The sequence below is a fragment of the Paenibacillus caseinilyticus genome (assembly GCF_027533645.1).
In the GTDB taxonomy this organism is placed as follows: Bacteria; Bacillota; Bacilli; order Paenibacillales; family NBRC-103111; genus Paenibacillus_G; species Paenibacillus_G caseinilyticus.
This window is the reverse complement of record NZ_JAQAGY010000008.1, coordinates 16,225-37,065: the sequence shown is the minus strand read 5'-3', so window position 1 is coordinate 37,065 and position 20,841 is coordinate 16,225. Positions and strand designations below refer to the sequence as shown.

At 55.4% G+C, this 20,841-nt stretch carries 24 protein-coding genes; all 24 read left to right on the top strand.

Annotated features, from left to right (window positions below; translation table 11 throughout):
* Positions 1-14 precede the first annotated feature (14 nt).
* The 24 genes from ndk to O9H32_RS13565 all read left to right on the top strand — a co-directional run bounded on the left by ndk (position 15) and on the right by O9H32_RS13565 (position 20,740).
* Positions 15-458 (top strand): nucleoside-diphosphate kinase, encoded by a 444-nt coding sequence (ndk, locus tag O9H32_RS13680; RefSeq protein ID WP_269866667.1) that lies wholly within the window; start codon positions 15-17, stop codon positions 456-458.
* 20 nt (positions 459-478) lie between these two features.
* Complete coding sequence (locus O9H32_RS13675) at positions 479-1,264, top strand: CheR family methyltransferase (protein ID WP_269866666.1); 786 nt, start codon at positions 479-481, stop codon at positions 1,262-1,264.
* Positions 1,265-1,359: 95 nt separating this feature from the next.
* A complete protein-coding gene (locus tag O9H32_RS13670) occupies positions 1,360-1,521 on the top strand; it encodes a hypothetical protein (protein ID WP_269866665.1) in 162 nt (53 codons plus the stop codon).
* A 346-nt stretch (positions 1,522-1,867) separates the two neighbouring features.
* Positions 1,868-3,031, top strand: a complete 1,164-nt coding sequence (gene aroC / locus O9H32_RS13665; RefSeq protein ID WP_269866664.1) for a chorismate synthase — start codon at positions 1,868-1,870, stop codon at positions 3,029-3,031.
* A gap of 49 nt (positions 3,032-3,080) precedes the next feature.
* The gene (gene aroB / locus O9H32_RS13660; protein ID WP_269866663.1) at positions 3,081-4,178 is read left to right on the top strand and encodes a 3-dehydroquinate synthase; all 1,098 of its coding nucleotides are present in this window, start codon (positions 3,081-3,083) and stop codon (positions 4,176-4,178) included.
* Between the two features lie 2 nt (positions 4,179-4,180).
* Positions 4,181-4,549, top strand: coding sequence for a chorismate mutase (aroH, locus tag O9H32_RS13655; RefSeq protein WP_269866662.1), 369 nt, complete (start codon positions 4,181-4,183; stop codon positions 4,547-4,549).
* 324 nt (positions 4,550-4,873) lie between these two features.
* On the top strand, positions 4,874-6,415 hold the full coding sequence (trpE, locus tag O9H32_RS13650) for an anthranilate synthase component I (RefSeq protein WP_269866661.1): 1,542 nt from the start codon (positions 4,874-4,876) through the stop codon (positions 6,413-6,415).
* A gap of 63 nt (positions 6,416-6,478) precedes the next feature.
* Positions 6,479-7,522, top strand: a complete 1,044-nt coding sequence (trpD, locus tag O9H32_RS13645; RefSeq protein WP_269866660.1) for an anthranilate phosphoribosyltransferase — start codon at positions 6,479-6,481, stop codon at positions 7,520-7,522.
* Positions 7,512-8,324 (top strand): indole-3-glycerol phosphate synthase TrpC, encoded by an 813-nt coding sequence (trpC, locus tag O9H32_RS13640; RefSeq protein ID WP_269866659.1) that lies wholly within the window; start codon positions 7,512-7,514, stop codon positions 8,322-8,324. Before trpD ends, trpC begins: the two co-directional genes overlap by 11 nt.
* Before the next feature lie 2 nt (positions 8,325-8,326).
* The gene (locus O9H32_RS13635; RefSeq protein WP_269866658.1) at positions 8,327-9,040 is read left to right on the top strand and encodes a phosphoribosylanthranilate isomerase; all 714 of its coding nucleotides are present in this window, start codon (positions 8,327-8,329) and stop codon (positions 9,038-9,040) included.
* Positions 9,033-10,232, top strand: coding sequence for a tryptophan synthase subunit beta (gene trpB / locus O9H32_RS13630; protein ID WP_269866657.1), 1,200 nt, complete (start codon positions 9,033-9,035; stop codon positions 10,230-10,232). The genes O9H32_RS13635 and trpB overlap by 8 nt, the downstream gene beginning before the upstream one ends.
* Positions 10,229-11,071 carry a tryptophan synthase subunit alpha gene (gene trpA, locus O9H32_RS13625; protein ID WP_269866656.1) on the top strand — a complete coding sequence of 281 codons (843 nt, stop codon included), beginning with the start codon at positions 10,229-10,231 and terminating at the stop codon, positions 11,069-11,071. Before trpB ends, trpA begins: the two co-directional genes overlap by 4 nt.
* An 18-nt stretch (positions 11,072-11,089) precedes the next feature.
* Positions 11,090-12,190, top strand: a complete 1,101-nt coding sequence (hisC, locus tag O9H32_RS13620) for a histidinol-phosphate transaminase (protein WP_269866655.1) — start codon at positions 11,090-11,092, stop codon at positions 12,188-12,190.
* Positions 12,187-13,275, top strand: a complete 1,089-nt coding sequence (locus tag O9H32_RS13615; protein WP_269866654.1) for a prephenate dehydrogenase — start codon at positions 12,187-12,189, stop codon at positions 13,273-13,275. The genes hisC and O9H32_RS13615 overlap by 4 nt, the downstream gene beginning before the upstream one ends.
* A gap of 472 nt (positions 13,276-13,747) precedes the next feature.
* Complete coding sequence (locus tag O9H32_RS13610; RefSeq protein WP_269866653.1) at positions 13,748-14,341, top strand: RNA polymerase sigma factor; 594 nt, start codon at positions 13,748-13,750, stop codon at positions 14,339-14,341.
* Entirely contained in the window at positions 14,338-14,964 is a 627-nt protein-coding gene (locus tag O9H32_RS13605; protein WP_269866652.1) for an anti-sigma factor family protein, read from the top strand. The genes O9H32_RS13610 and O9H32_RS13605 overlap by 4 nt, the downstream gene beginning before the upstream one ends.
* A gap of 65 nt (positions 14,965-15,029) precedes the next feature.
* On the top strand, positions 15,030-15,620 hold the full coding sequence (locus O9H32_RS13600; RefSeq protein WP_269866651.1) for a histidine phosphatase family protein: 591 nt from the start codon (positions 15,030-15,032) through the stop codon (positions 15,618-15,620).
* 152 nt (positions 15,621-15,772) lie between these two features.
* Positions 15,773-16,900 carry a hypothetical protein gene (locus O9H32_RS13595; protein ID WP_269866650.1) on the top strand — a complete coding sequence of 376 codons (1,128 nt, stop codon included), beginning with the start codon at positions 15,773-15,775 and terminating at the stop codon, positions 16,898-16,900.
* 55 nt (positions 16,901-16,955) lie between these two features.
* Positions 16,956-17,462 (top strand): gamma carbonic anhydrase family protein, encoded by a 507-nt coding sequence (locus O9H32_RS13590; protein WP_269866649.1) that lies wholly within the window; start codon positions 16,956-16,958, stop codon positions 17,460-17,462.
* Between the two features lie 88 nt (positions 17,463-17,550).
* Positions 17,551-17,715, top strand: a complete 165-nt coding sequence (locus O9H32_RS13585; protein ID WP_406627312.1) for an IDEAL domain-containing protein — start codon at positions 17,551-17,553, stop codon at positions 17,713-17,715.
* Between the two features lie 132 nt (positions 17,716-17,847).
* Positions 17,848-18,303 (top strand): DUF2487 family protein, encoded by a 456-nt coding sequence (locus O9H32_RS13580; RefSeq protein ID WP_269866647.1) that lies wholly within the window; start codon positions 17,848-17,850, stop codon positions 18,301-18,303.
* A 243-nt stretch (positions 18,304-18,546) separates the two neighbouring features.
* Positions 18,547-19,092, top strand: coding sequence for a ubiquinol-cytochrome c reductase iron-sulfur subunit (locus O9H32_RS13575; protein WP_269866646.1), 546 nt, complete (start codon positions 18,547-18,549; stop codon positions 19,090-19,092).
* A 19-nt stretch (positions 19,093-19,111) separates the two neighbouring features.
* The gene (gene qcrB / locus O9H32_RS13570) at positions 19,112-19,783 is read left to right on the top strand and encodes a menaquinol-cytochrome c reductase cytochrome b subunit (RefSeq protein ID WP_013916530.1); all 672 of its coding nucleotides are present in this window, start codon (positions 19,112-19,114) and stop codon (positions 19,781-19,783) included.
* 63 nt (positions 19,784-19,846) lie between these two features.
* Positions 19,847-20,740 carry a menaquinol-cytochrome c reductase cytochrome b/c subunit gene (locus O9H32_RS13565; protein WP_269866645.1) on the top strand — a complete coding sequence of 298 codons (894 nt, stop codon included), beginning with the start codon at positions 19,847-19,849 and terminating at the stop codon, positions 20,738-20,740.
* Positions 20,741-20,841: the final 101 nt, after the last annotated feature.

The following is a 20,841-nucleotide window of genomic DNA, read 5'->3' as shown; positions in this document are numbered from 1 at the left end:
GAGGAGATCATAATATGGAAAAGACATTTTTGATGGTGAAGCCGGATGGCGTACAGCGGGGGCTTGTTGCAGAGATTATGGGCCGGTTCGAGCGCAAAGGATTCCAGCTCGTGGCCGCAAAGCTGCTTCAGGTCAGCAAGGAACAGGCGGAGCGCCATTACGCCGAGCACCATGGGAAGCCTTTTTATGATAACCTCATCCGGTTTATCACTTCCGGACCGGTATTCGCCATGGTATGGCAGGGGGACGATGTCATTACGCTGTCCCGTACCATGATCGGCAAGACGAATTCGACAGAAGCCCTTCCGGGCACGATCCGGGGCGACTTTGCCGTGCACACGAACCTGAACCTGATTCACGGCTCGGATTCGCCGGAGAGCGCCGAACGCGAAATTGCCAATTATTTTGCACCGGAAGAACTGGTCACGTACACCAAAACCATACAAAACTGGATCTAAGCGAGGGCGGGGTGACGGGTATGGATGATGACAAGGATTTTTTGGCCTTTGTAAAGAAAGTGAAGGATTATACCAGCATTGATCTTGCACAGTACAAAGAAGCACAGATGCGCCGGCGTCTGGCCACATTGCGGATGAAAAAAGGCTATCCTACCTTCGTTGCTTTCTTCGAAGCGATGACGAAGGACAAGGAACTGTTCTATGAATTTCTGGACCGCATGACGATCAATGTCTCTGAATTCTGGCGCAACCCGAACCGCTGGGAAGTGCTTGAGCAGAAGTTCATTCCCGAGATGATTCACAAATCGCGTAAGCTGAAGTGCTGGAGTGCCGCCTGCTCGACAGGGGAAGAGCCTTATACGCTGGCCATGATTCTGGCAGAGCTCGGGGTGCTCGCGGAGTCTTCCGTTACGGCAACCGATATCGATGACGGGGCGTTGGAGAAGGCGAAGAAAGCCGTCTACTCGGACCGTTCGGTCCGTGACGTGCCTTCCAAATATCTTCAGAAGTATTACCGTCAGGAAAACTTGACGTTCCATATTGCCGATACGCTTAAGCGGGCGATCAAGTTCCAAAAGGGCAATCTTCTAACCGATACGTTCGACACAGGTTACGATCTCATCATTTGCCGCAACGTGATGATTTATTTTACGGAAGAAGCAAAGCATGTGCTCTATCAGAAATTCGCGAACGCGCTCAAGCCGGGGGGCATTCTCTTCGTCGGAAGCACGGAGCAGATCTTCAGCCCGGGGCAGTACGGGCTCGATTCGGCCGAAACGTTCTTCTACCGCAAAACCGGTAAATAGCACGAATAAACCCTGCCAGGGAATCCCATACTAAGAATAGTGCCATAGTTTCGCTGTGCGGCGAAAGCCGTACCAGTGACCTCAGGAGGATTCCCATGGACAAACGCAAGGTCATCACCGCTTACCGCAGAGGGTTCATTACGATGCAGGAATGCGCCCAAATTCTCGGCATCGACTCACCGCATATTCTGGGATTGATGAACGAGACTGATGCCAAGGACAAACGTGCGCTCAAACATCAACCGGTCAGCGGGTAACCTTACTGGCGGGACGTCTACATACGCTGTCAAGGCTGAGAGCCTTGGCAGCGTATTTTTATATCCGCGGATTTGAGGGGATGTAAGGGATGTCCATAAGTCTCATAAGCGGCCTGGCTCGGTAGCTAGGAATCCGGGGAGGATACGGAAGCGGAAGCGATTTCCAGGCAGAGCACATGCGTTATACCCATCTTTCTCGCTTTTTAAACGCGGCGATTCTTGCATTTTCTTGTCAAAGCGTGGGACGTATACTATAATGAGCACATGAGTACATAAAAGCGCTAAAGCGTCCGGGTACCGAACGCGCGTGAGCAACAGGGATTGGACGAAAGGGGAAAATACATGCATGAGATACTTAACAGCAGGTGAAACGCATGGCCCACAGCTGACGGCCATCATTGAAGGGTTTCCAAGTAATGTAAATATTGATTTCGAAGCGGTGAACTTCCAGCTTGCCCGCCGCCAAAAAGGATACGGCCGGGGCCGTAGAATGCAGATCGAGAAGGACACGGCAAACATTGTCGGCGGTGTGCGCCACGGCAAGACTACGGGTGCGCCGATCGCGCTTGTGGTGGAGAATAATGACTGGAAGCATTGGACATCGATTATGAATATCGAGCCGATCGAAGGCAGCGACGAGAGTAAACGCCGCGTGAATCGTCCCCGTCCGGGACACGCTGATTTGAACGGCGGTCTGAAATATAACCAGCGGGATCTGCGCAACATTCTGGAGCGTTCCAGTGCGAGAGAGACAACGATGCGCGTTGCGGTCGGAGGCATGGCCCGCGAGCTGCTGAAGGAATTCGGCATCAAGGTGGCCGGGCAAGTCATCCGGATCGGCGAAGTGGAAGTACAGCGCCAAGAGCTTCCGATCGATGAGCTGATCGCCATCACGGAGGAGTCTCCGCTGCGTGTTACGGATAAGGAAGCGGAAGCGCGAATGATTGCTGCGATCGATGCCGCGAAGGATGACGGGGATACGCTGGGCGGTATCGTGGAGTGCATCATCGAGGGCATCCCTTCGGGCCTCGGCTCCCACGTACAGTGGGATCGCAAGCTCGACGGACGCATCGCTCAGGCCGTCCTGTCCATCCAGGCTTTCAAGGGCGTGGAATTCGGGATCGGCTTCGAGGCAGCCGAGCGCCGCGGTTCCTCCGTCCACGATGAGATCCTGCATGACGAAGCCCGTGGATTCTACCGCGCGACGAACCGCGCAGGAGGCTTCGAAGGCGGGATGACGACTGGAGAGCAGATCGTAGTCCGCGGCGTGATGAAACCGATATCGACGCTGTACAAAGCGCTTCAAAGCGTGGATATCGACACGAAGGAAACGTTCACGGCACAGGTCGAACGCTCCGATACGTGTGCGGTGCCTGCCGCAGGCGTCATCATGGAGAATGTGATCGCTTGGGAAGTGGCGAACGCATTCATGGAAAAGTTCGGCGGAGATTCCATCGAAGAGATCCGCCGCAACTATGAGAGCTATCTGGAGCAGGTCAAGGCGTACTAAGACAACGGTATGCAATCAACCTAACTTCGGAAGCGGGGAGAAACGGGCTATGATCAAGGAACTTACAGTAGATCTTGGCCAGCGGTCGTATCCGATCTATATCGGCGAAGGGCTGCTGGATAATATTGCGTCGTACTTCGAGAAGCACGGGATCAGCAAGGGATCGCCGCTGCTGATCGTGACCGATGCTCATGTAGGCCCGCACTATCTGGAGAAGGCCGTTCAGCGTCTGCAGGCTGCAGGGTACGAAGCTGCTTCCTATACGGTAACCGCAGGAGAAAAGTCCAAATCCCTCGCGGTGCTCGAGGATATTGTCGGAGCGGCGCTGGAGGCTGGACTCGACCGCAAATCCACCATCGTCGCTTTGGGCGGCGGGGTGGTAGGGGACCTGGCGGGCTTCGTGGCAGCCAGCTATATGCGCGGTATCCGGTTCGTCCAGGTGCCTACGACGATCCTCGCCCATGACAGCTCGGTCGGGGGCAAGGTGGCGGTGAACCACCCGCTGGCGAAGAACATCATCGGTGCGTTCCATCAGCCGGAGATGGTGCTCTACGATACCGCGACCTTGCAGTCGCTGCCGGACCGGGATGTGCGCTCCGGTTTGTCGGAGATGATCAAACACGGATTGATCTGGGATGCGGAGTTCACACAGTGGTGCGAAGCGAATGCGGAGCGTCTGGTCGCACTTGATGTGGAGGCGCTGCAGTACGGCCTCTACAAAGGCTGCAGCGTGAAAGCGGCCGTAGTCTCGCAGGATGAGCGGGAGAACGACCTGCGGGCAATCTTGAACCTGGGCCATACGATTGGCCATGCGCTCGAAGCCGTAGCGGGTTACGGTGAGCTGACTCACGGGGAAGCGATCGCCATCGGGATGGTCGGGGCGGCCAAGCTGTCCGTCAGCCTCGGGCATCCGGAGGAGATCCTTACGGTAACGGAGCGGATCTTCGAGAAGTTCGGATTGCCTGTCCGGATTCCCGCCCATATGGATACCGATGCGATCATGCGCGCGATGATGCACGACAAGAAGTTCGGCGAAGGCCGGATGGTGTATATCGTTCCTGTGGCAATCGGGAAAGTGGAGATCAACAAGAATGTGGAGCCTAGTAGGGTCCGGGAGATTGTGGACGAGCTGAAACGGGAGGACTGACGATGTTTGTACGGGGAATTCGCGGTGCCATTACTGTAGAACACAATGAAGAGAACGAGATCCTGAGCGCTACGACCGAGCTGCTACATCAGATCGTGCTTGAGAACGGGATTGTGCCGGAAGAAATTGCCGGCGTATTTATTACGGTTACACCGGATCTGACTGCTGCTTTCCCGGCGAAGACGATCCGGCAGATGCAGGATTGGACGCTTGTGCCACTGATGTGTTCGTTGGAGATTCCCGTTGAGGGAAGTCTGCCGAAGTGCATCCGCTTCATGGTCATGGTGAACACGGAGAAAAAGCAGGATGAGATCGTTCACGTTTACCTTCGGGAAGCGATGCGGCTGCGTCCGGATTTGACAAAATCATAATAGAGGCAGTATAGTTGAAATTAGCCGCAGCTTCTTTCGGATCGAGTCGGAAGAAGGACGGAAGAGCAGAGTAGAGCCGAGTATGAGATCAGTTGAGATGAGATGAGTGGAGTACCATTAGCGGAGCCAGAGCGTTGCAGGACAGAGCCGGAAGAGCATTTTTCATGCCTATTTCTTGCTGTCCGCACCACCGGTTGTCCGTGCCATTCGAGCAATCCATCCCTTTCGACTGACAGCCGCCTCTACATTTATGTAGAGGCGTTTTTTATTGCCGAGAACAGTGAGCAAGATTCCAGAAGAGCCCGAGTAGAGGAGAGATGCAGTATGTATTCACCGGAACTGCAGGAAGTCATCCGCTTGTCCAAGGAGTATAATCTAATTCCCGTTGTGCGCAACCTAATGGCCGATACGGAAACCCCGATCCGCGTGTTTCAGCACTTTTATGAGGAGCCGATGGCGTTCCTGCTCGAAAGTGTGGAGGGCGGCGTGAAATGGGCCCGGTATTCTTTCATCGGCACGGATCCTTTCATGATGATCCGCTCCAAGAACGGTCTAACGACCATTGACGGGCCGCAGGGGCAGAAGACTCTCCGTGAGAAGCCGGTGGATGTGCTGAAAGCTTATCTCCGCGGATACCGCAGTCCGTCACTCCCCGGTCTGCCCCGCTTCACGGGCGGTGCGGTCGGCTTCTTCGGGTACGATCTGCTTCAATATTATGAGAAGCTTCCCGCCCATCGTCATGATGATCTGGGAATGAACGACGTTCAGTTCATGTTCTGTGATCAGGTGATCGTGTTCGATCACTTCAAGCAGCAGCTGAAAATGATTGCGAACGTACATATTCCTCCTCAGGCTACGGACGCGGAAATCGCAGAGGCCTATGAAGCAGCCTGCGCGAAGATTGAAGCAACGGTCGAACGGTTGAAGCGTCCGATTCCCGCATTGTCGATGTCACACCAGGCGATCCCGGATGACGTGGAGCTGGGGGAAGTCCGCTCCAACTTGACCAAAGAGCAGTTTATCTCCAATGTGGAGAAAGCCAAAGAGTATATCCGGGCCGGCGATATCTTCCAAGTGGTGCTATCCCAGCGCTTTGAGATCGAGACGAAAGTCTCTCCCTTGCAGGTATACCGGATTCTGCGGACCATGAATCCATCGCCTTACATGTACTGCCTCAAGATGGATGACGAGGTCATTGTCGGTACTTCCCCTGAAGCGCTGGTGCGTGTGGAAGACGAGAAGGTGCAGACCCGTCCGATCGCAGGAACCCGCCCTCGCGGGCGTACACCGGAAGAAGACCTGCGGCTGGAGCAGGAGCTGCTCGCCGACGAGAAAGAACGTGCGGAGCATCTGATGCTCGTCGATCTCGGACGCAATGACATTGGCCGAGTATCCGAGTTCGGCTCGGTGAAATGCGATACCTTCATGCAGATCGAACGCTATTCGCATGTCATGCACATCGTCTCGAACGTATCCGGTAAGCTAGCCAAGGATAAGGATTTCTACGATGCATTCATTTCCTGCCTTCCTGCGGGAACGGTCTCCGGCGCGCCGAAGCTCCGGGCGATGCAAATTATCGCCGAGCTCGAGCATGAGGCGCGCGGTGCTTATGCCGGTGCGATCGGCTACCTCGGGTTCTCGGGGAATCTAGATACGTGCATTACGATCCGCACCATCATCTTCAAGAACGGCAAAGCCTATGTGCAGGCCGGAGCCGGGATTGTGTGGGATTCGGTGCCGGAGAGCGAATACGAAGAGACGGTGAATAAGGCGAAGGGCATGCTGAAGTCAATCCGAACCGCAGAACAGGTCTTTGCCTCGAAGACGAGCGAATATGCACTGATCAATCAAGATTATTACCAGTAAGCACCCGGTTCGCGGCTTGCCAATTACCGGGCAGATGAGTATAGCTGAGGGGAGCAGAGGATCATGGAACATGAGAAGCTGAGTGTGCAGGGAGCGCTGCACAAGTTGATTGCGGGGGAGCATCTGTCGAGGGCCGAGGCCACAGACGTGATGTCCGTGATTATGGAAGGGGAAGCGACGCCGACGCAGATCGGCGCGCTGCTCACAAGTCTTCGCATCAAGGGAGAGACCATTGAGGAAATTACGGGATTCGCCGATGTCATGCGTGCCAAATCAGGCCGGGTCCGGACCGAGCGGGAGAATCTGCTCGATACGTGCGGTACGGGTGGGGACGGGGCGGACACGTTCAATATCTCGACGGCTTCGGCCATCGTAGCAGCGGCCGGAGGCATCCGCGTAGCGAAGCACGGCAACCGGGCGATGTCGAGCAAGAGCGGCAGCGCCGACGTCTTGGAGGCGCTTGGCGTGAACATCCAGCTCGGCGAGGAGCAGGCGGCCCGTTGTCTGCAAGAAGTGGGCATCTGTTTTATGTTCGCCCAGAACTACCACCAATCGATGCGCTATGTGGCTGCCTCACGCCGGGAGCTCGGCTTCCGTACCGTGTTCAATCTACTCGGCCCGTTGACCAACCCGGCGGGTGCGGACCGTCAGGTGCTCGGGGTCTTCGACAGGGGCAAGACCGAGACGATTGCGCATGTGATGCAAGCGCTGGGGGTGAAGCGTTCGCTGGTAGTAGCGAGCTTCGACGGGCTGGATGAGATCTCGATCTCGGATTCGACTCAGGTGACGGAGCTTCGGGACGGCGAGATCCGCACGTTCGAAATCTCGCCGGATGAGCTCGGACTGCGCACGTATACGCAGAAAGAGATCTCCGGCGGCGACGCGGCAGTGAATGCGGAAATTCTGCGGAGCATCTTTGCAGGGGCGCCGGGCGCCCCGCGGGAGATCGTGCTTGCGAATGCCGGTGCCTGCTTCTACGTGACGGGATTGACCGGAACACTCCAGGAAGGCGTGAAGATGGCGGCGTCCGTGATTGATTCGGGCCGCGCGCAGGAGAAGCTTCAGCAACTAGTCCACTGTACGGGAGAAGTGAGCCATGTTTCTTGATCAAATCGTAACGACGAAAAAGCAGGAAGTCTCCGCTCTGAAGGAGCGCACGACCATCGCCGCAATGGAGAAGATCATTGGGAGACTGCCGGCAACCCTCGGGTTCGAGCGGACGCTCGGTGCAGGGCGGCAGCGGAATATGGGGCTCATCGCCGAAGTGAAAAAAGCGTCCCCCTCCAAAGGGCTGATCCGCGAAGATTTCGAGCCGGTCGAACTCGCCAAGGCATACGAGCGGGCCGGAGCCGACTGCATCTCGGTGTTGACCGATGAGCAGTATTTTCAGGGGGCGAACGCTTATCTGACCCGCGTGCGGGAAGCGGTGAACGTGCCGCTGCTGCGCAAGGACTTCACGATTGATCCTTATCAGATCTACGAAGCACGTTGTATCGGAGCAGATGCCATCCTCCTCATCGCCGCCATACTGACGACGGAGCAAATCCGTGAATACCAGGAAGTGGCTCGGAGCATTGGACTCGATGTCCTGATTGAAGTGCATGACCAAGAAGAACTCGACCGCGTCTTGTCCTTATCCCCCACGATGGTGGGCATTAATAACCGCAATCTTCATACCTTTGTTACGGATCTCGGTACGACCGAAGCCCTGATCCGGCATATTCCGAAGCAAGTTACGGTGGTCAGCGAAAGCGGGATCTCGCGAAGCGAGGAGATCGCCTACCTGGAGTCGGTCGGTGCGCAGGCTGTGCTCGTGGGTGAGCATTTCATGAGGCAGGAGAGCGTAGAAGGCGCGGTAGACGCGCTGCTCGGGATCAGGCCGGGAGCTTCCGCTTCCAAGGAGCTGTAGAGATGGCTCTAGTCAAAATTTGCGGACTGCAAACCCTTGCCCATGTGGAAGAGGTAAGCCGTCTGCCTGTGGATTATATCGGGTTTGTATTTGCGCGCTCGAAGCGTCAAGTGACGCCGGAGACGGCGGGGGAGCTGATCGGCGCCCTCCGCAGCGTTCCGTTAACATCTACACATCGGCCCCAGGCTGTAGGCGTGTTCGTCAATCCTACACTTGGCGAGCTGGCTGACGTGCTGGCGAAGGCCCGGCTGGATGTGATCCAGCTGCACGGAGTAGAGACTCCGACGTTCTGCAGGGAAGTCAAAGAGCGTTGGCCGCAGGTGAACATCTGCAAGGTATTCACCTTAAAGGCTCCGGAAGGCTCCGGCGACCTTGTCCAGGAGTCGGAGAGAGCGGGAGAGGCAGCGGCGGCCCTCCAGTTGGAACCGTACCGGGATGCGGTGGACGGCATGCTGCTTGATACGTTCGATCCCGTATACGGCGGCGGCTCGGGCAAGACGTTCGCCTGGGAGGCCATTCCTGCCTATCAGGCATGGTGCCGGGAAGCCGGCATTCCGCTGCTTGTAGCCGGCGGACTGCAGCCGGACAATGTAGGGGACTTGCTCGGAGCTTACGCACCGGACGGCGTCGATGTGTCCAGCGGCGTGGAGACGGATGGGGTCAAAGATCTGGCTAAAATCGCAAGCTTTGTCGAAAGGGTGAGAGACTTTGTTTAACGGACCGGATGAATTCGGGCGCTTCGGCAAGTTCGGAGGACGTTATGTTCCCGAGACGCTGATGAATGCTTTGATCGAGCTTGAGGATGCTTTCAAGACCTATACCCAAAATGACAAGTTCCAAGAGGAGCTGACCTACTGGCTGCACCGGTATTCCGGGCGTCCTACTTCGCTCTATTATGCGGGAAGGCTCACCGAACACCTGGGCGGCGCCAAGGTCTACCTGAAGCGGGAAGATCTCAACCACACGGGTGCGCACAAGATTAATAATGCGCTCGGGCAAGGGCTCCTCGCCAAATATATGGGCAAAACCAAAATCATCGCCGAAACGGGTGCCGGCCAGCATGGCGTGGCGACCGCTACCGTAGCCGCCCTGCTTGGATTTGAGTGCAAGGTGTTCATGGGCGAGGAAGACATGAAGCGGCAGCAGCTGAACGTGTTCCGGATGAATCTGCTCGGCACCGAGGTCGTACCGGTGACCTCCGGTACGCGTACCCTCAAGGATGCCTGCAACGAAACGCTCCGCTACTGGGTCTCCCATGTGGAAGATACGTTCTATATTCTAGGATCGGCAACCGGGCCCCATCCTTATCCGATGATGGTCCGTGACTTCCAGCGCATTATCGGGGATGAGTCTCGCAGACAGATCTTGGAGGCGGAAGGCCGTCTGCCGGACACGGTGATAGCTGCTGTCGGCGGTGGAAGCAATGCGATCGGCATGTTCTATCCATTCATCGGTGATGAGGGCGTGAAGCTGGTTGGGGTAGAAGCGGCCGGACACGGGGTCGATACCCAGAAGCATGCGGCGACGATGACCAAGGGAAGCAAGGGCGTGTTCCAAGGCTCCTACAGCTATTTGCTTCAGGATGAGTACGGCCAAGTACAGGAGGCTCATTCGATCTCCGCAGGCCTCGACTATCCGGGGATCGGGCCGGAACACTCCCATCTGATGGATACGGGGCGTGCCGAATACGTGCCGATCACGGACAGTGAAGCGATGGAAGCTTTGAAGCTGCTCTGCCGCTTGGAGGGGATTATCCCGGCACTCGAGAGTGCCCATGCCATCGCAGAGACGATCAAGCGCGCGCCGAAGCTGGGCCAAGACCAGATCATTGTTGTCAGTCTGTCGGGACGCGGTGACAAAGATGTGCATACGATTATGAGCCATATGGAAGGAGCTGAAGTTCAATGAACCGGATCGACGCCAAATTCGCCGAGCTTCGGGAGCAAGAGCTCACTGCGTTCATTCCGTTCCTGACCATCGGCGACCCGGATGTACGCACCTCTGTCGATATCATCCATGAGCTGGAGAAAGCCGGTGCTTCCATGGTGGAGCTCGGCGTCCCTTATTCCGATCCGCTGGCGGACGGGCCTGTCATTCAAGCATCCTCCATGCGCGCGCTCAAGGCGAACCGGATTTCGATTCTTGATGTGATCAGTGCAGCCAAGACAGCGAGGGAAGAAGGCAGCGAACTTCCCTTCATCCTGTTTACTTACTATAATCCGGTGCTCCAGACCGGCCTCGAGCGGATTTTTCCTCTTCTGGAGGAGAGCGGCATCAGCGGGATGATCATCCCGGATCTGCCGATGGAAGAGGATGAAGAGGTGCGGACGCTCGCGGAGCGGCACGGTATCCACTTGATTCCGCTGGTCGCCCCGACTTCCAGGGAGCGGGTGCAGCGCATTGCCTCCCGCGCCAGCGGCTTCGTCTACTGTGTCTCCTCGCTCGGGGTGACCGGGACACGCACCGAATTCCATGCCGGGATCGACGAGTTCTTAAGCACCGTCAAAGGGGCGACAACTCTGCCGGTCTCCATCGGCTTCGGCATCTCGACACCGGAGCAAGTGGCGCGCTTCTCCGGGATCTGCGACGGGATCGTAGTGGGCAGCGCGTTGGTACGGACGGTGGAAGCCGCCCTGCCTCTATTGACCGATCCGGAGGCTCGTCAAGAAGGGCTATTGCAAATTCATGATTTTGTGCGTACATTAGTGGGAACCGGATCCGGTATCGCACGGACCCTGAAATCGTAGGACGAGGTGACAGTTCAAATGCAGCCCAAAAAAAATATAGTACATTTGCCGGTATACCAGCCAGGTAAACCGATGGATGAAGTAAAGCGGGAGCTCGGTTTGACGGAAGTCATCAAGCTCGCTTCCAATGAGAATCCGTTCGGCTGCTCGCCCAAGGCGAAAGAAGCCATTGTGTCGGCTGTCGACCAAGCAAGCATCTATCCGGACGGCGGGGCTGTGGACCTTACGGCCGCGGTAGCGGAGCAGCTGGGCGTAAAGCCGAATCAGATCATCTTCGGAGCCGGATCGGACGAAGTGATTCTGATGATCGCCCGTGCGTTCCTGACGCCGGAAGACGAAACGATTACGGCCTTCCCGACGTTCCCGCAGTACAAGCATAACGCGGAGATCGAGGGAGCAGCCGTAATTGAAGTGCCTGTGGATGAAGAAGGCAAGCACGATCTGCAGGCGATGCTCTCCAAGGTGAACGAGAAGACGAAGATCGTCTGGCTCTGCAACCCGAATAATCCAACCGGCACCATGCTCAGCGAAGCGGAAATCATCTCGTTCCTCGAAGCGGTGCCGAGCCGCGTCATGGTGGTTCTGGACGAAGCCTATGCGGAATACAACGTCACCGGCGAATATCCAGACAGCATCTCGCTACTGCAGAAATACGATAACATCGTGGTGCTGCGCACATTCTCCAAGATTTACGGACTGGCTTCCCTTCGGATCGGCTTCGGCGTAGGCCACCCCGATCTGATCCGTTCGGTGAATCAGGTACGCGAGCCGTTCAACACGACCGGGTTCGCCCAGAAGGCCGCCTTGGCCGCAGTGAACGACCAAGCGTTCATCGAGAGCTGCCGTGAATCGAATGCGAAGGGCATCCGGCAGCTGAATGCCGCTTTCGACAAGCTGGGACTTGCCTACTACGAAGCTCACGGCAATTTTGTCATGGTCGATGTGGCGCGTCCGGGCGCCGATGTATTCCAGTCGCTGCTGCGCAAAGGGATTATTGTGCGCCACGATCCAAGCTGGGGCTACCCGACGAAGATCCGCGTGACCGTAGGCAGCGAAGAACAGAATGAGAAGTTCCTGAAGGCGCTGGAAGCGGTACTTGGCGAAGTGGCGGTTTCATGACGAAAATTGCAATCTACGGCGTGGGGCTCATTGGAGGTTCCCTTGCCTTGTGCTTCAAAGGCAAACCGGGCCTGACGGTAGTCGGCCATTCCGGCAATCCCGCTTCGGTCGCCAAATACATGAGGCGTGGAGTAGTCGACCATGCTACGACTTCATTCGAAGAAGCGGCAGCGGATGCGGACTTCATCTTCCTCTGTGTACCTGTAGGCAACCTGGAGGAATACCTGCACAGGCTGGCTTCGCTTCCGCTCAAAGCGGGCTGCATCATTACCGATGTAGGCAGCACGAAGGCGTCGGTGTCCGCCTGCGCCTCGAAGCTTCAGCTTGCCGGAGCATGCTTTATCGGAGGGCACCCGATGGCGGGGAAGGAGAAGTCGGGTGTAGAGGCCGCCTCGTCGCTGTTGTTCGAGAATGCGTTCTATGTCTTGACGCCGGAGCAGGATACGCCCGCGGAGGCGTACGAGCGGCTCACGGCCTTACTGCAGCATACGAAAGCCCAGCTGGTCAAAGTAGAGGCGGGGATGCATGACGAGATCGTCGGCGCGATCTCGCATCTTCCTCATATCATCGCCGTTGCACTGGTCAATCAGATTGCGAAGTATAACGAATCGAACCCGCTGTACCGTGATCTGGCCGCCGGAGGCTTCCGCGACATTACGCGGATTGCTTCGAGTGACCCGATTATTTGGCGGGATATTCTCATCAACAACAAGCGGGTAGTGCTGCAGCTCCTGCAGGACTGGAACCAGGAGATCGCCTCGTTCATCTCCCTGCTAGAGGAGGAAGACGGCACAGGGATCGAGCGGGAGTTCCAGCTTGCCAATACATTCCGGAGCGAGCTGCCGGAGCGCCGCAAAGGCGTCATTCATTCCTTCTACGACATTTATATCGAAGTGCCGGATCATCCGGGCATCATCGGGCAGATTACCACGCTGCTCGGCAGCAACCGGGTGAATCTCAGCAATATCCAGATTATCGAGAGCAGGGAAGACGTTCCGGGCGTACTCCGGCTGTCCTTCCGGGAGGAACACCACATGGATCATGCGGTGGAACTTCTCAAAGAAGACTACGCGGTTCACGTGTAGTCTTCTTTTTTCTATTGAAGGGGAACAGCCTGCCAGTGGGAGAATAATTTCAAAATTAGGGGGAAACGTTTTCAAAAAAAAGTGTTGACTTATTGTAACCGTATACATATAATAAAAGTACAGTATGGTTTCTCTCCACTCCTATCCGAATAATGGCACTATGTGCAACCGCCTGATTTACTCAGGCGGTCTTTTTTTTGTCTGTACGGCATAGCTTGAAAGCGGCGCTTTTCCCCACCCGGCTCCCTGCCCGTTTGGTAATTCCAAGAAACATGTCGAGAAAGCAGGATTTTTCGTGCTTCGCATCGAAACTATAGAGGGCAAGTACTGTAACCAGAAATTTCTTCTGAACAGCGGTGCGATTTCTTCCTAATTATTTTTAAGAATACGCGCAACTTTTCTACTCCCCATGCAGTACAATGAGTAGCATCGCTGGGAGTAAGCAGGATTGTTCAAGGAGGGTCGCTTCGGCATGACCGATTCCCAGTTGATTCGAGAGATCAAAGACGGCAACGTCCAACTATACGATGAACTCATGCGCCGCTACGAGCGCAAGATTCTCGCTTTTATATTTCATATGCTGAAGAGCTCCCAGATGGAGTCGATGGCGGAAGACTTGTGCAACGAGACGTTCTACAAGGCTTACCGCAGTCTGCATTCCTTCAGGGAAGTGGAGGCCACCTTCTCCACCTGGCTCTACACGATTGCGCGCAATACCGTGCTCAGCGAACTGCGCAAACATAAGAATACGAAGGTTTCTTTGGAGCAAAGCGGATATACGCCTCAAACGTCGATTGAAACGCTGCCGGAGCAGACGGTGCTGCGCAACGAGAAAGTCTCACTCGTCCGGGATGCGATCAACAATCTGCCGGAGAAACAGCGTTCCGCGCTGATTCTGCGGGAATACGACCAGCTCGACTACCAGGAGATTGCGAACATACTCGGCCAAACGGTCAGTTCAGTGAAATCTTTGTTATTCCGGGCCCGGGCCAGCGTGAAGCTTCAGTTGGAACCATACTTTCTTGAACCTATTTTTGAGGAGTATGAGGGGATGAATGGCCGATGAAATGTGAAGACATCCATGAATGGCTTGGTATATATTGGGACTTGCCGCAGAATGATCCGGGCCGCGAGCAAGTGGACCATCATATCCGCTTCTGCCCGGATTGTGCCGAAGAGTTCCAGATCTGGCAGGAGAGCACGGAGCTGATCCGAACGGCGGCAGGGCAGGGGGAGCTGCCCGGACCGGCGGTATCCGTATCGTCGAACGTAATGAGCCGCATTTATGCGGACGAGTCCTGGCGTGTGCCTGTAAGCGAGAGGCTGTACGACTTTTCGAGCAAACTGCGGCGCAATGTAACGGCGCTCATCGGACTCAGTATTGCAGCTTTCCTGTTCACGTTCTTCCTCTCACTGAATGCCGATCCTGCCGCGCAGCATCATAAAGCGATGGAAGCGTCCATCTTCGGACGCATCGGTGATCCGGTGGCCGCGGCATCCGGGAGCGGCGAGTCGATGAACGTGCATTCCATGCCGACCGCCGTTGCTTCGCTGAAGGGCTTTAACGAGCCGTTCATGTATTCGGTCGGTCCGATTCATACGGTGCGCGACTACCTCCTATTCGTATCCCTTCTGGGGCTTACGGCTACGCTGCTTACCATGAACTGGCTGTTCCGCACAAGAAAATAGCAGGATCCGCTCCCAGTGGAATATACGAGACTTTGGAGACGATCAGAGCATGGGAGTGAAAGGGAATGACGATTCTCGGATTGATCCGGCACGGCACGACCGAGTGGAATCTGGAGGGCCGGATGCAGGGCCAGATGGATACGCCGCTTGCTGAGGTGGGACGCATGCAAGCCGAGCTGCTGGCGAAACGGCTGCAGGGAGAGTCTTGGGACGGAATCCTCTCCAGCGATTTGATCCGCGCCCGCGAAACGGCTGAGACGATAGCGCGCGAGACGGGCATCCCGCTGCTCGGCACCGATAAGCGTCTGCGGGAGAGGGCTTTCGGGGAGCTCGAAGGCACGACGCTGCAGGATAGAGTCACCCGATGGGGAGAAGGCTGGCGGGAGAAGGATCTCGGCATGGAGAAAGACGAGGAGCTCCTTGCCCGCTGGAATGCATTTTTGCTCGATACGGAGCGGGAGCATCCGGGGAAGCGAATCCTCGTGGTCAGCCACGGCGGTTATATTGCCCCGGTCCTCGCCCGGTTTCTCGGAAGAACGATTGAGGAGCATCTGAAGAATACGTCCCTGACCGTCATGGAACGGCTCGAAACGCAGTGGCGCTGCAATCTGTTGAATTGCACGATGCATTTGAAGGAACTCGAAGAGCGGGTCTGACCTGCAGTAATAATAGGCAAGCCTATGAATAGGAAGGCGGAGAGCGGACGGCGCTCTCCGCTATTTTTTGTGTCCACACGTTTAAAACCGGTACAAATTCCCATAATGAGTAGTAAGAAAGTGTGGCACCCGAAGTGCTGGAGGGACAAAGCATGAATCTTGCCGACATGTTGTGTTACGCGGATATTCATGAGCTCAGCCGCATTGCCGGCACCTATAAGTGCGAGTGCAACGGGCATTCCAAGAATGAACTGATCCAGTCGATCCTGTCTACGGTAGGCCGCAGGGACGTCTTCGAGCATCAGGTGGGCAGTCTGTCCATGGAAGATATCCGCTTCTTGAACTCGCTGCTCTTCGATACGCGGGACACCTTCTCGCTGGAGGAACTGACGGCGAGAGCTCAGCAAAGTCGATTCACAAAGGATGGTGATGACCAGCCGTGGAACCCACGGGAGTCCATCGTGCGCTTCAAACAACGGGGTTGGCTCTTCAGCGGATACTCCCAGCAGACGCGGTACTTATTCCAGGTTCCGGCGGATCTCAAGCGGCGCTTCATCGTTGTGCTGGCCAAGCAGTTCCGGGAGAAGCTGGTTACTACGGAAGAACCGCCGGTGTACCGGGATGAGCAGAAGCTGCTCCTCGAAGATATCTTCGTATTTCTTCAGTATCTCCGCGACACCGAAGTGGCGTTAACTGCGGAGGGCGTGATGTACAAGAGGAATCTATCCGGCATCCTGGATCGGTTCTCCGTAAGGGAAGAGCTCTTAGGGAAATCCGCGTGGAGATTCGGGTACGGCCGGATGTTCCGCGATTACCCGAACCGGTTCTCGTTGGTCTACGACTATTGTTACTACAACGACCTGATCTCGGAGCAGGGCGGACTGCTGACGCTGACCGATCATGGCCTGGCCAGGCTGCAGGAGGGACGGCGGGAGGACCCGGTTCAAGTGTACCGATTCTGGTTAAGGCTGTATAAAGGTCCGGTCCCCCCCCTGCAGTCGCTCGTCCAGTGGCTGAACCGCACCTGCTCGGAGTGGGTGACCTATTCGTCGCTTCTTGGCGTACTTGGCCCCTTAATCCGGCCGTTCTATTATGATTCGGCCGAATCCATTCTGGAGCAGCGTGTGGTCCGGATGATGATGCATCTCGGACTGCTGCGTATCGGTGAGGATCCCGCTCAGGGTCCGGTAGTCCGGATGACGAAGCTGGGCGCAAGCATCGTGGAAGGCACCTATGTGCCGGAAGAAGACAAGATTGACATCCCGTTTGACAAAGCTTGATCGCTCCTGATACAATCGCTCCATTTCAATCCGAAGCAGAGGAGTGATTGGACGCATGCTGCACAGCTATAACGGGATTTCCCCTAAAGTTCACCCATCCGTGTTCTTAGCGCCGGGTGTGCAAATTATCGGTGATGTCGAAATTGAAGAGGGCGCGAGCATTTGGTACAACACGGTGCTGCGCGGGGATTTGGCGCCGATTCGCATCGGAAGGCATTCGAATATTCAGGACGGCTGCATCGGCCACGTCAATACCGGCCAGCCGCTTCATATTGAAGAAGAAGTATCGGTGGGACATGGGGCCATCATCCATGGATGCCGTGTAGGTAGAGGCACATTAATCGGTATGGGGGCTATTGTACTGAACGGCGCCTCTATCGGTGAATATGCTTTAATAGGGGCGGGATCGCTCATTACCGAGAACAAGACGGTACCGCCGTTTACGCTCTCTATGGGATCTCCCGCCCGGACGGTCCGCGACCTGAGGGAAGCGGATCTGGAGCGGATGAAACGAACGATGGAAAGTTATTGCGTCAAGGGCGAGGAATACCAGAGAGGGTAGACTTAGGACCGCTCCTTGAACGTTCTACGACAATTCAGAACGGGGTTTGGAGGTAGGTTTTATGGGCAAAATGAACGTGACAGGTGACATGATGCTAAGTTTGCTCGCCGAGATGGTGTTGGATGAGGCGGTTCGCAGTTATAAGGAGCAGGCATTGACCCAGGAGATCGATGTGGCGCTGGCAACGGGAGACGAAGCCTCTTTTCTTGCCCTGACCACCGAACTGAATTCACTGCGCTCACTGGGGCATTAACCGACGGGTTTTCTTGGCCGCTTGCCGGATTTGCAGCCGGCCTCGGGACAGTAAGACATATGAACGCTGTTCATATGTCTTTTTGTTGTGTTACATTAGGGAGCGGCAAGAAAAACTTACGGAGGAGATATCATGAAGTTCAGTGAAATTTCGGAGGAGCAGTGGGAAGAACTCCGTCCTTATTTGGATACTTGTCTGCTTCCGCTGACGGGTCTTACAGGGAATGAATCCCCCTGGATGACGGCAAAGCTGCTTGAACAACTGCGGGACGCGCTCGATCTCGTGGAGATCCCGTTCCGGGGAAGAACGGTAACCTATCCGGCCCAACACTTTACGGCGGGCAAATCTGCCGCCGCGGAAGGGGAGCTGCTGCGGCAGATTTGCAGGGGGGTGCGAAGCGAAGGGTTCCGGTATGTCGTTCTGGTTACAGCGCAGGAGGAAGAGAGGCTGTCCTCTGCGCTGCTCGAGGCGGCGGAAGCGGACCGGATTCTTCGGTTTACGCCGCAGCGTTTGGCAGCGGAAGGGGCAGGAGCCAAGCAGGCGGCGGCCGAATTGCTGACGACGCTTTGGGCAGGATCCAATCCATAAGAAGCATGTATGAACTGTGAGATTATTGCAAATTCTATGGAAGAACCTGTTTACCGAAATGTCAAATTTCAGTTGTGACAATTTCGTTAAAAGTGTCTTGGAGGCTTCCTATTCCAAGCCGGAATGGCTCCTCTCCATTCTTGACGCACCCTATGACGTAAGCTATTATTAGTTATGTCCTAGTAAATGGTGTAAAGTTATGTCGAACGACTGATATATGTGGCAAAAGGGGGTAGAACGAGAATGAACGATCGCACGAATCAAGAATCGCAGCGTCATGGTGAGAAACCGGTTAAGCGTCGCGAGATGTCAAGACGCCAGTTTCTTTCCTACACCCTCGGTGGAGCGGGAGCTTTCATGGGTGCAGGCATGATAGTTCCGATGGTTCGGTTCGCAGTGGATCCGGTCCTTCAGCCTAAATCCCAAGCGGATTGGGTGAAGGTTGTGGAAGAAGCCCAAGTAACCGACGTACCGAAATCCTTCAAATTCAAAGTGCATCAGGTCGACGGCTGGTACGAGAACGATCCTGAGCTTGAAGCTTGGATTGCAAAAGGCAAGGACGGCAAAGTATTCGCTTTGAATCCAACCTGTAAACACCTTGGCTGCACAGTGAACTGGAATGCTAATCCGGAATACAAGGATCAATACTATTGTCCTTGTCACGGCGCTCACTACACGGCTGACGGCAAGAACCTCGCTGTCGCACCGCTGCCGCTCGATGAGTATGAAGTAAAAATCGAACAGGGCTTTGTATACCTCGGTCAGCTCGGTCCGAACAAACGGGTGTAATAAGGAGGCGTAGCATCAGATGTTTAAAAACGTCTATAACTGGATTGACGAACGTCTGGACATCACGCCGATATGGAGAGACGTAGCGGATCACGAAGTTCCGGAGCACGTTAACCCGGCTCACCACTTCTCCGCTTTCGTTTATTGCTTCGGCGGATTGACGTTCTTTATCACAGTTATTCAAATCTTGTCCGGTATGTTCCTTACCATGTACTACGTTCCGGACATTATCAACGCTTACGCGAGCGTAGACTACCTGCAGCACAAGGTAGCATTCGGCGTAATCGTCCGCGGCATGCACCACTGGGGTGCGAGCTTGGTTATCGTCATGATGTTCTTACATACCCTCCGCGTATTCTTCACGGGTTCTTACAAGGCACCCCGCGAGATGAACTGGGTTGTCGGTATGCTGATTTTCTTTGTTATGCTGGGTCTCGGCCTGACTGGCTACCTGCTTCCTTGGGATAACAAAGCGTACTTCGCTACAAGCGTAACCCTGAAGATCGTGGAATCGGCACCGTACATCGGTCCCTATGCGAAGACCTTCCTGCAAGGCGGCGAGATCGTCGGCGCACAGACACTTACCCGCTTCTTCGCACTGCACGTGTTCTTCCTTCCGGGAGCGCTGCTTGCCCTGCTCGCCGGTCACTTCTTCATGATCCGCAAGCAAGGGATCTCCGGTCCGCTCTAAAAAGCGGCACAGCTTGCTTGTTGCATCTCGGTTGTCATGAAAAATGAGAAGGAGGGGCGAATTGTGGCTCACGGTCCTAATAATGATGAAAAAATCGTGTTTGTCGGGGATTCGCGCGTACGCTCTAAAGCGTCCAAGCTGATTCCTCAAGATTTTTCAGCGTACCCCGGGAGATCGGAAGTATTCGTGCCGAACTTCCTGCTGAAAGAGTGGATGGTTGGCGTTGTGGTGCTCTGCGGAATTCTCGCTTTGGTTATGTCCGAAGCGGCACCGCTCGGCTATCCGGCGGACCCGACCAACACCCAGTTCATTCCGATGCCGGACTGGTACTTCCTCTTCATGTACCAGCTCCTGAAATATCCTTATACATCGGATAAATTTATCGTACTCGGAACGCTTGGTGTTCCGGGCGTATTGTTCGGCGGATTGCTGCTTGCTCCGTTCCTGGACACCGGCAAAGAAAGACGTTTTTACCGTCGTCCGATTGCATCGACACTTATGTTCCTCAGCCTTATTGCCGTTACGTATCTTACGATTACTTCTTGGTCCCACTACCAGCATGAGCTTAAGGAGAAGAACATCATCCCTGAGCACATCAAGCGGGAAGAAGAAATGCATGCAAGTAAGGGAACGGCCGGCGGTCAAGGCGGCGGCGCCAAGAAGCCTGCGGCTTCTGCTGCTGCGATCGTGGCTCCGGATGATCCGGCAGCAGCGATCTATCAGAAGTCAACTTGTATCTCCTGCCATGGCGGAGATCTCAAAGGGATGCCTTCTGCCAAGATCCCTGCCCTTCGCGGTGTAGGCGATTCGCATGACAAAGCTGCGATTCTTGGCATCATGAAGAATGGCCAAGGAAACATGCCTCCGCAATATGATGCTAACATCGGCAAAGGCTTGTCCGACGCCGATCTCGACAAGCTCGCTGATTGGCTTTCGAAGCAAAAAGCAGCACAATAAACGATTTAAAAACCTGGCCGTATTCATCGGTCAGGTTTTTTTCAAAGAGGGCGAAAGACAAGACATTCGGCAGTCGTATGAGTCTTAGGATGGAGACTGCT

Excerpts from the sequence above, each read along its gene's own strand:
- O9H32_RS13590 (WP_269866649.1), top strand. The coding sequence starts at position 16,956 with ATGCTGCACAGCTATAACGGGATTTCCCCTAAAGTTCACCCATCCGTG.
- trpC (WP_269866659.1), top strand. The coding sequence starts at position 7,512 with ATGTTTCTTGATCAAATCGTAACGACGAAAAAGCAGGAAGTCTCCGCT.
- hisC (WP_269866655.1), top strand. The coding sequence starts at position 11,090 with ATGCAGCCCAAAAAAAATATAGTACATTTGCCGGTATACCAGCCAGGT.
- O9H32_RS13610 (WP_269866653.1), top strand. The coding sequence starts at position 13,748 with ATGACCGATTCCCAGTTGATTCGAGAGATCAAAGACGGCAACGTCCAA.
- O9H32_RS13605 (WP_269866652.1), top strand. The coding sequence starts at position 14,338 with ATGAAATGTGAAGACATCCATGAATGGCTTGGTATATATTGGGACTTG.
- trpE (WP_269866661.1), top strand. The coding sequence starts at position 4,874 with ATGTATTCACCGGAACTGCAGGAAGTCATCCGCTTGTCCAAGGAGTAT.
- O9H32_RS13615 (WP_269866654.1), top strand. The coding sequence starts at position 12,187 with ATGACGAAAATTGCAATCTACGGCGTGGGGCTCATTGGAGGTTCCCTT.
- O9H32_RS13600 (WP_269866651.1), top strand. The coding sequence starts at position 15,030 with ATGACGATTCTCGGATTGATCCGGCACGGCACGACCGAGTGGAATCTG.
- qcrB (WP_013916530.1), top strand. The coding sequence starts at position 19,112 with ATGTTTAAAAACGTCTATAACTGGATTGACGAACGTCTGGACATCACG.
- ndk (WP_269866667.1), top strand. The coding sequence starts at position 15 with ATGGAAAAGACATTTTTGATGGTGAAGCCGGATGGCGTACAGCGGGGG.
- O9H32_RS13580 (WP_269866647.1), top strand. The coding sequence starts at position 17,848 with ATGAAGTTCAGTGAAATTTCGGAGGAGCAGTGGGAAGAACTCCGTCCT.
- O9H32_RS13635 (WP_269866658.1), top strand. The coding sequence starts at position 8,327 with ATGGCTCTAGTCAAAATTTGCGGACTGCAAACCCTTGCCCATGTGGAA.
- O9H32_RS13675 (WP_269866666.1), top strand. The coding sequence starts at position 479 with ATGGATGATGACAAGGATTTTTTGGCCTTTGTAAAGAAAGTGAAGGAT.
- O9H32_RS13585 (WP_406627312.1), top strand. The coding sequence starts at position 17,551 with ATGATGCTAAGTTTGCTCGCCGAGATGGTGTTGGATGAGGCGGTTCGC.
- O9H32_RS13670 (WP_269866665.1), top strand. The coding sequence starts at position 1,360 with ATGGACAAACGCAAGGTCATCACCGCTTACCGCAGAGGGTTCATTACG.
- O9H32_RS13575 (WP_269866646.1), top strand. The coding sequence starts at position 18,547 with ATGAACGATCGCACGAATCAAGAATCGCAGCGTCATGGTGAGAAACCG.
- trpD (WP_269866660.1), top strand. The coding sequence starts at position 6,479 with ATGGAACATGAGAAGCTGAGTGTGCAGGGAGCGCTGCACAAGTTGATT.
- O9H32_RS13595 (WP_269866650.1), top strand. The coding sequence starts at position 15,773 with ATGAATCTTGCCGACATGTTGTGTTACGCGGATATTCATGAGCTCAGC.
- aroC (WP_269866664.1), top strand. The coding sequence starts at position 1,868 with ATGAGATACTTAACAGCAGGTGAAACGCATGGCCCACAGCTGACGGCC.
- aroH (WP_269866662.1), top strand. The coding sequence starts at position 4,181 with ATGTTTGTACGGGGAATTCGCGGTGCCATTACTGTAGAACACAATGAA.
- aroB (WP_269866663.1), top strand. The coding sequence starts at position 3,081 with ATGATCAAGGAACTTACAGTAGATCTTGGCCAGCGGTCGTATCCGATC.
- trpA (WP_269866656.1), top strand. The coding sequence starts at position 10,229 with ATGAACCGGATCGACGCCAAATTCGCCGAGCTTCGGGAGCAAGAGCTC.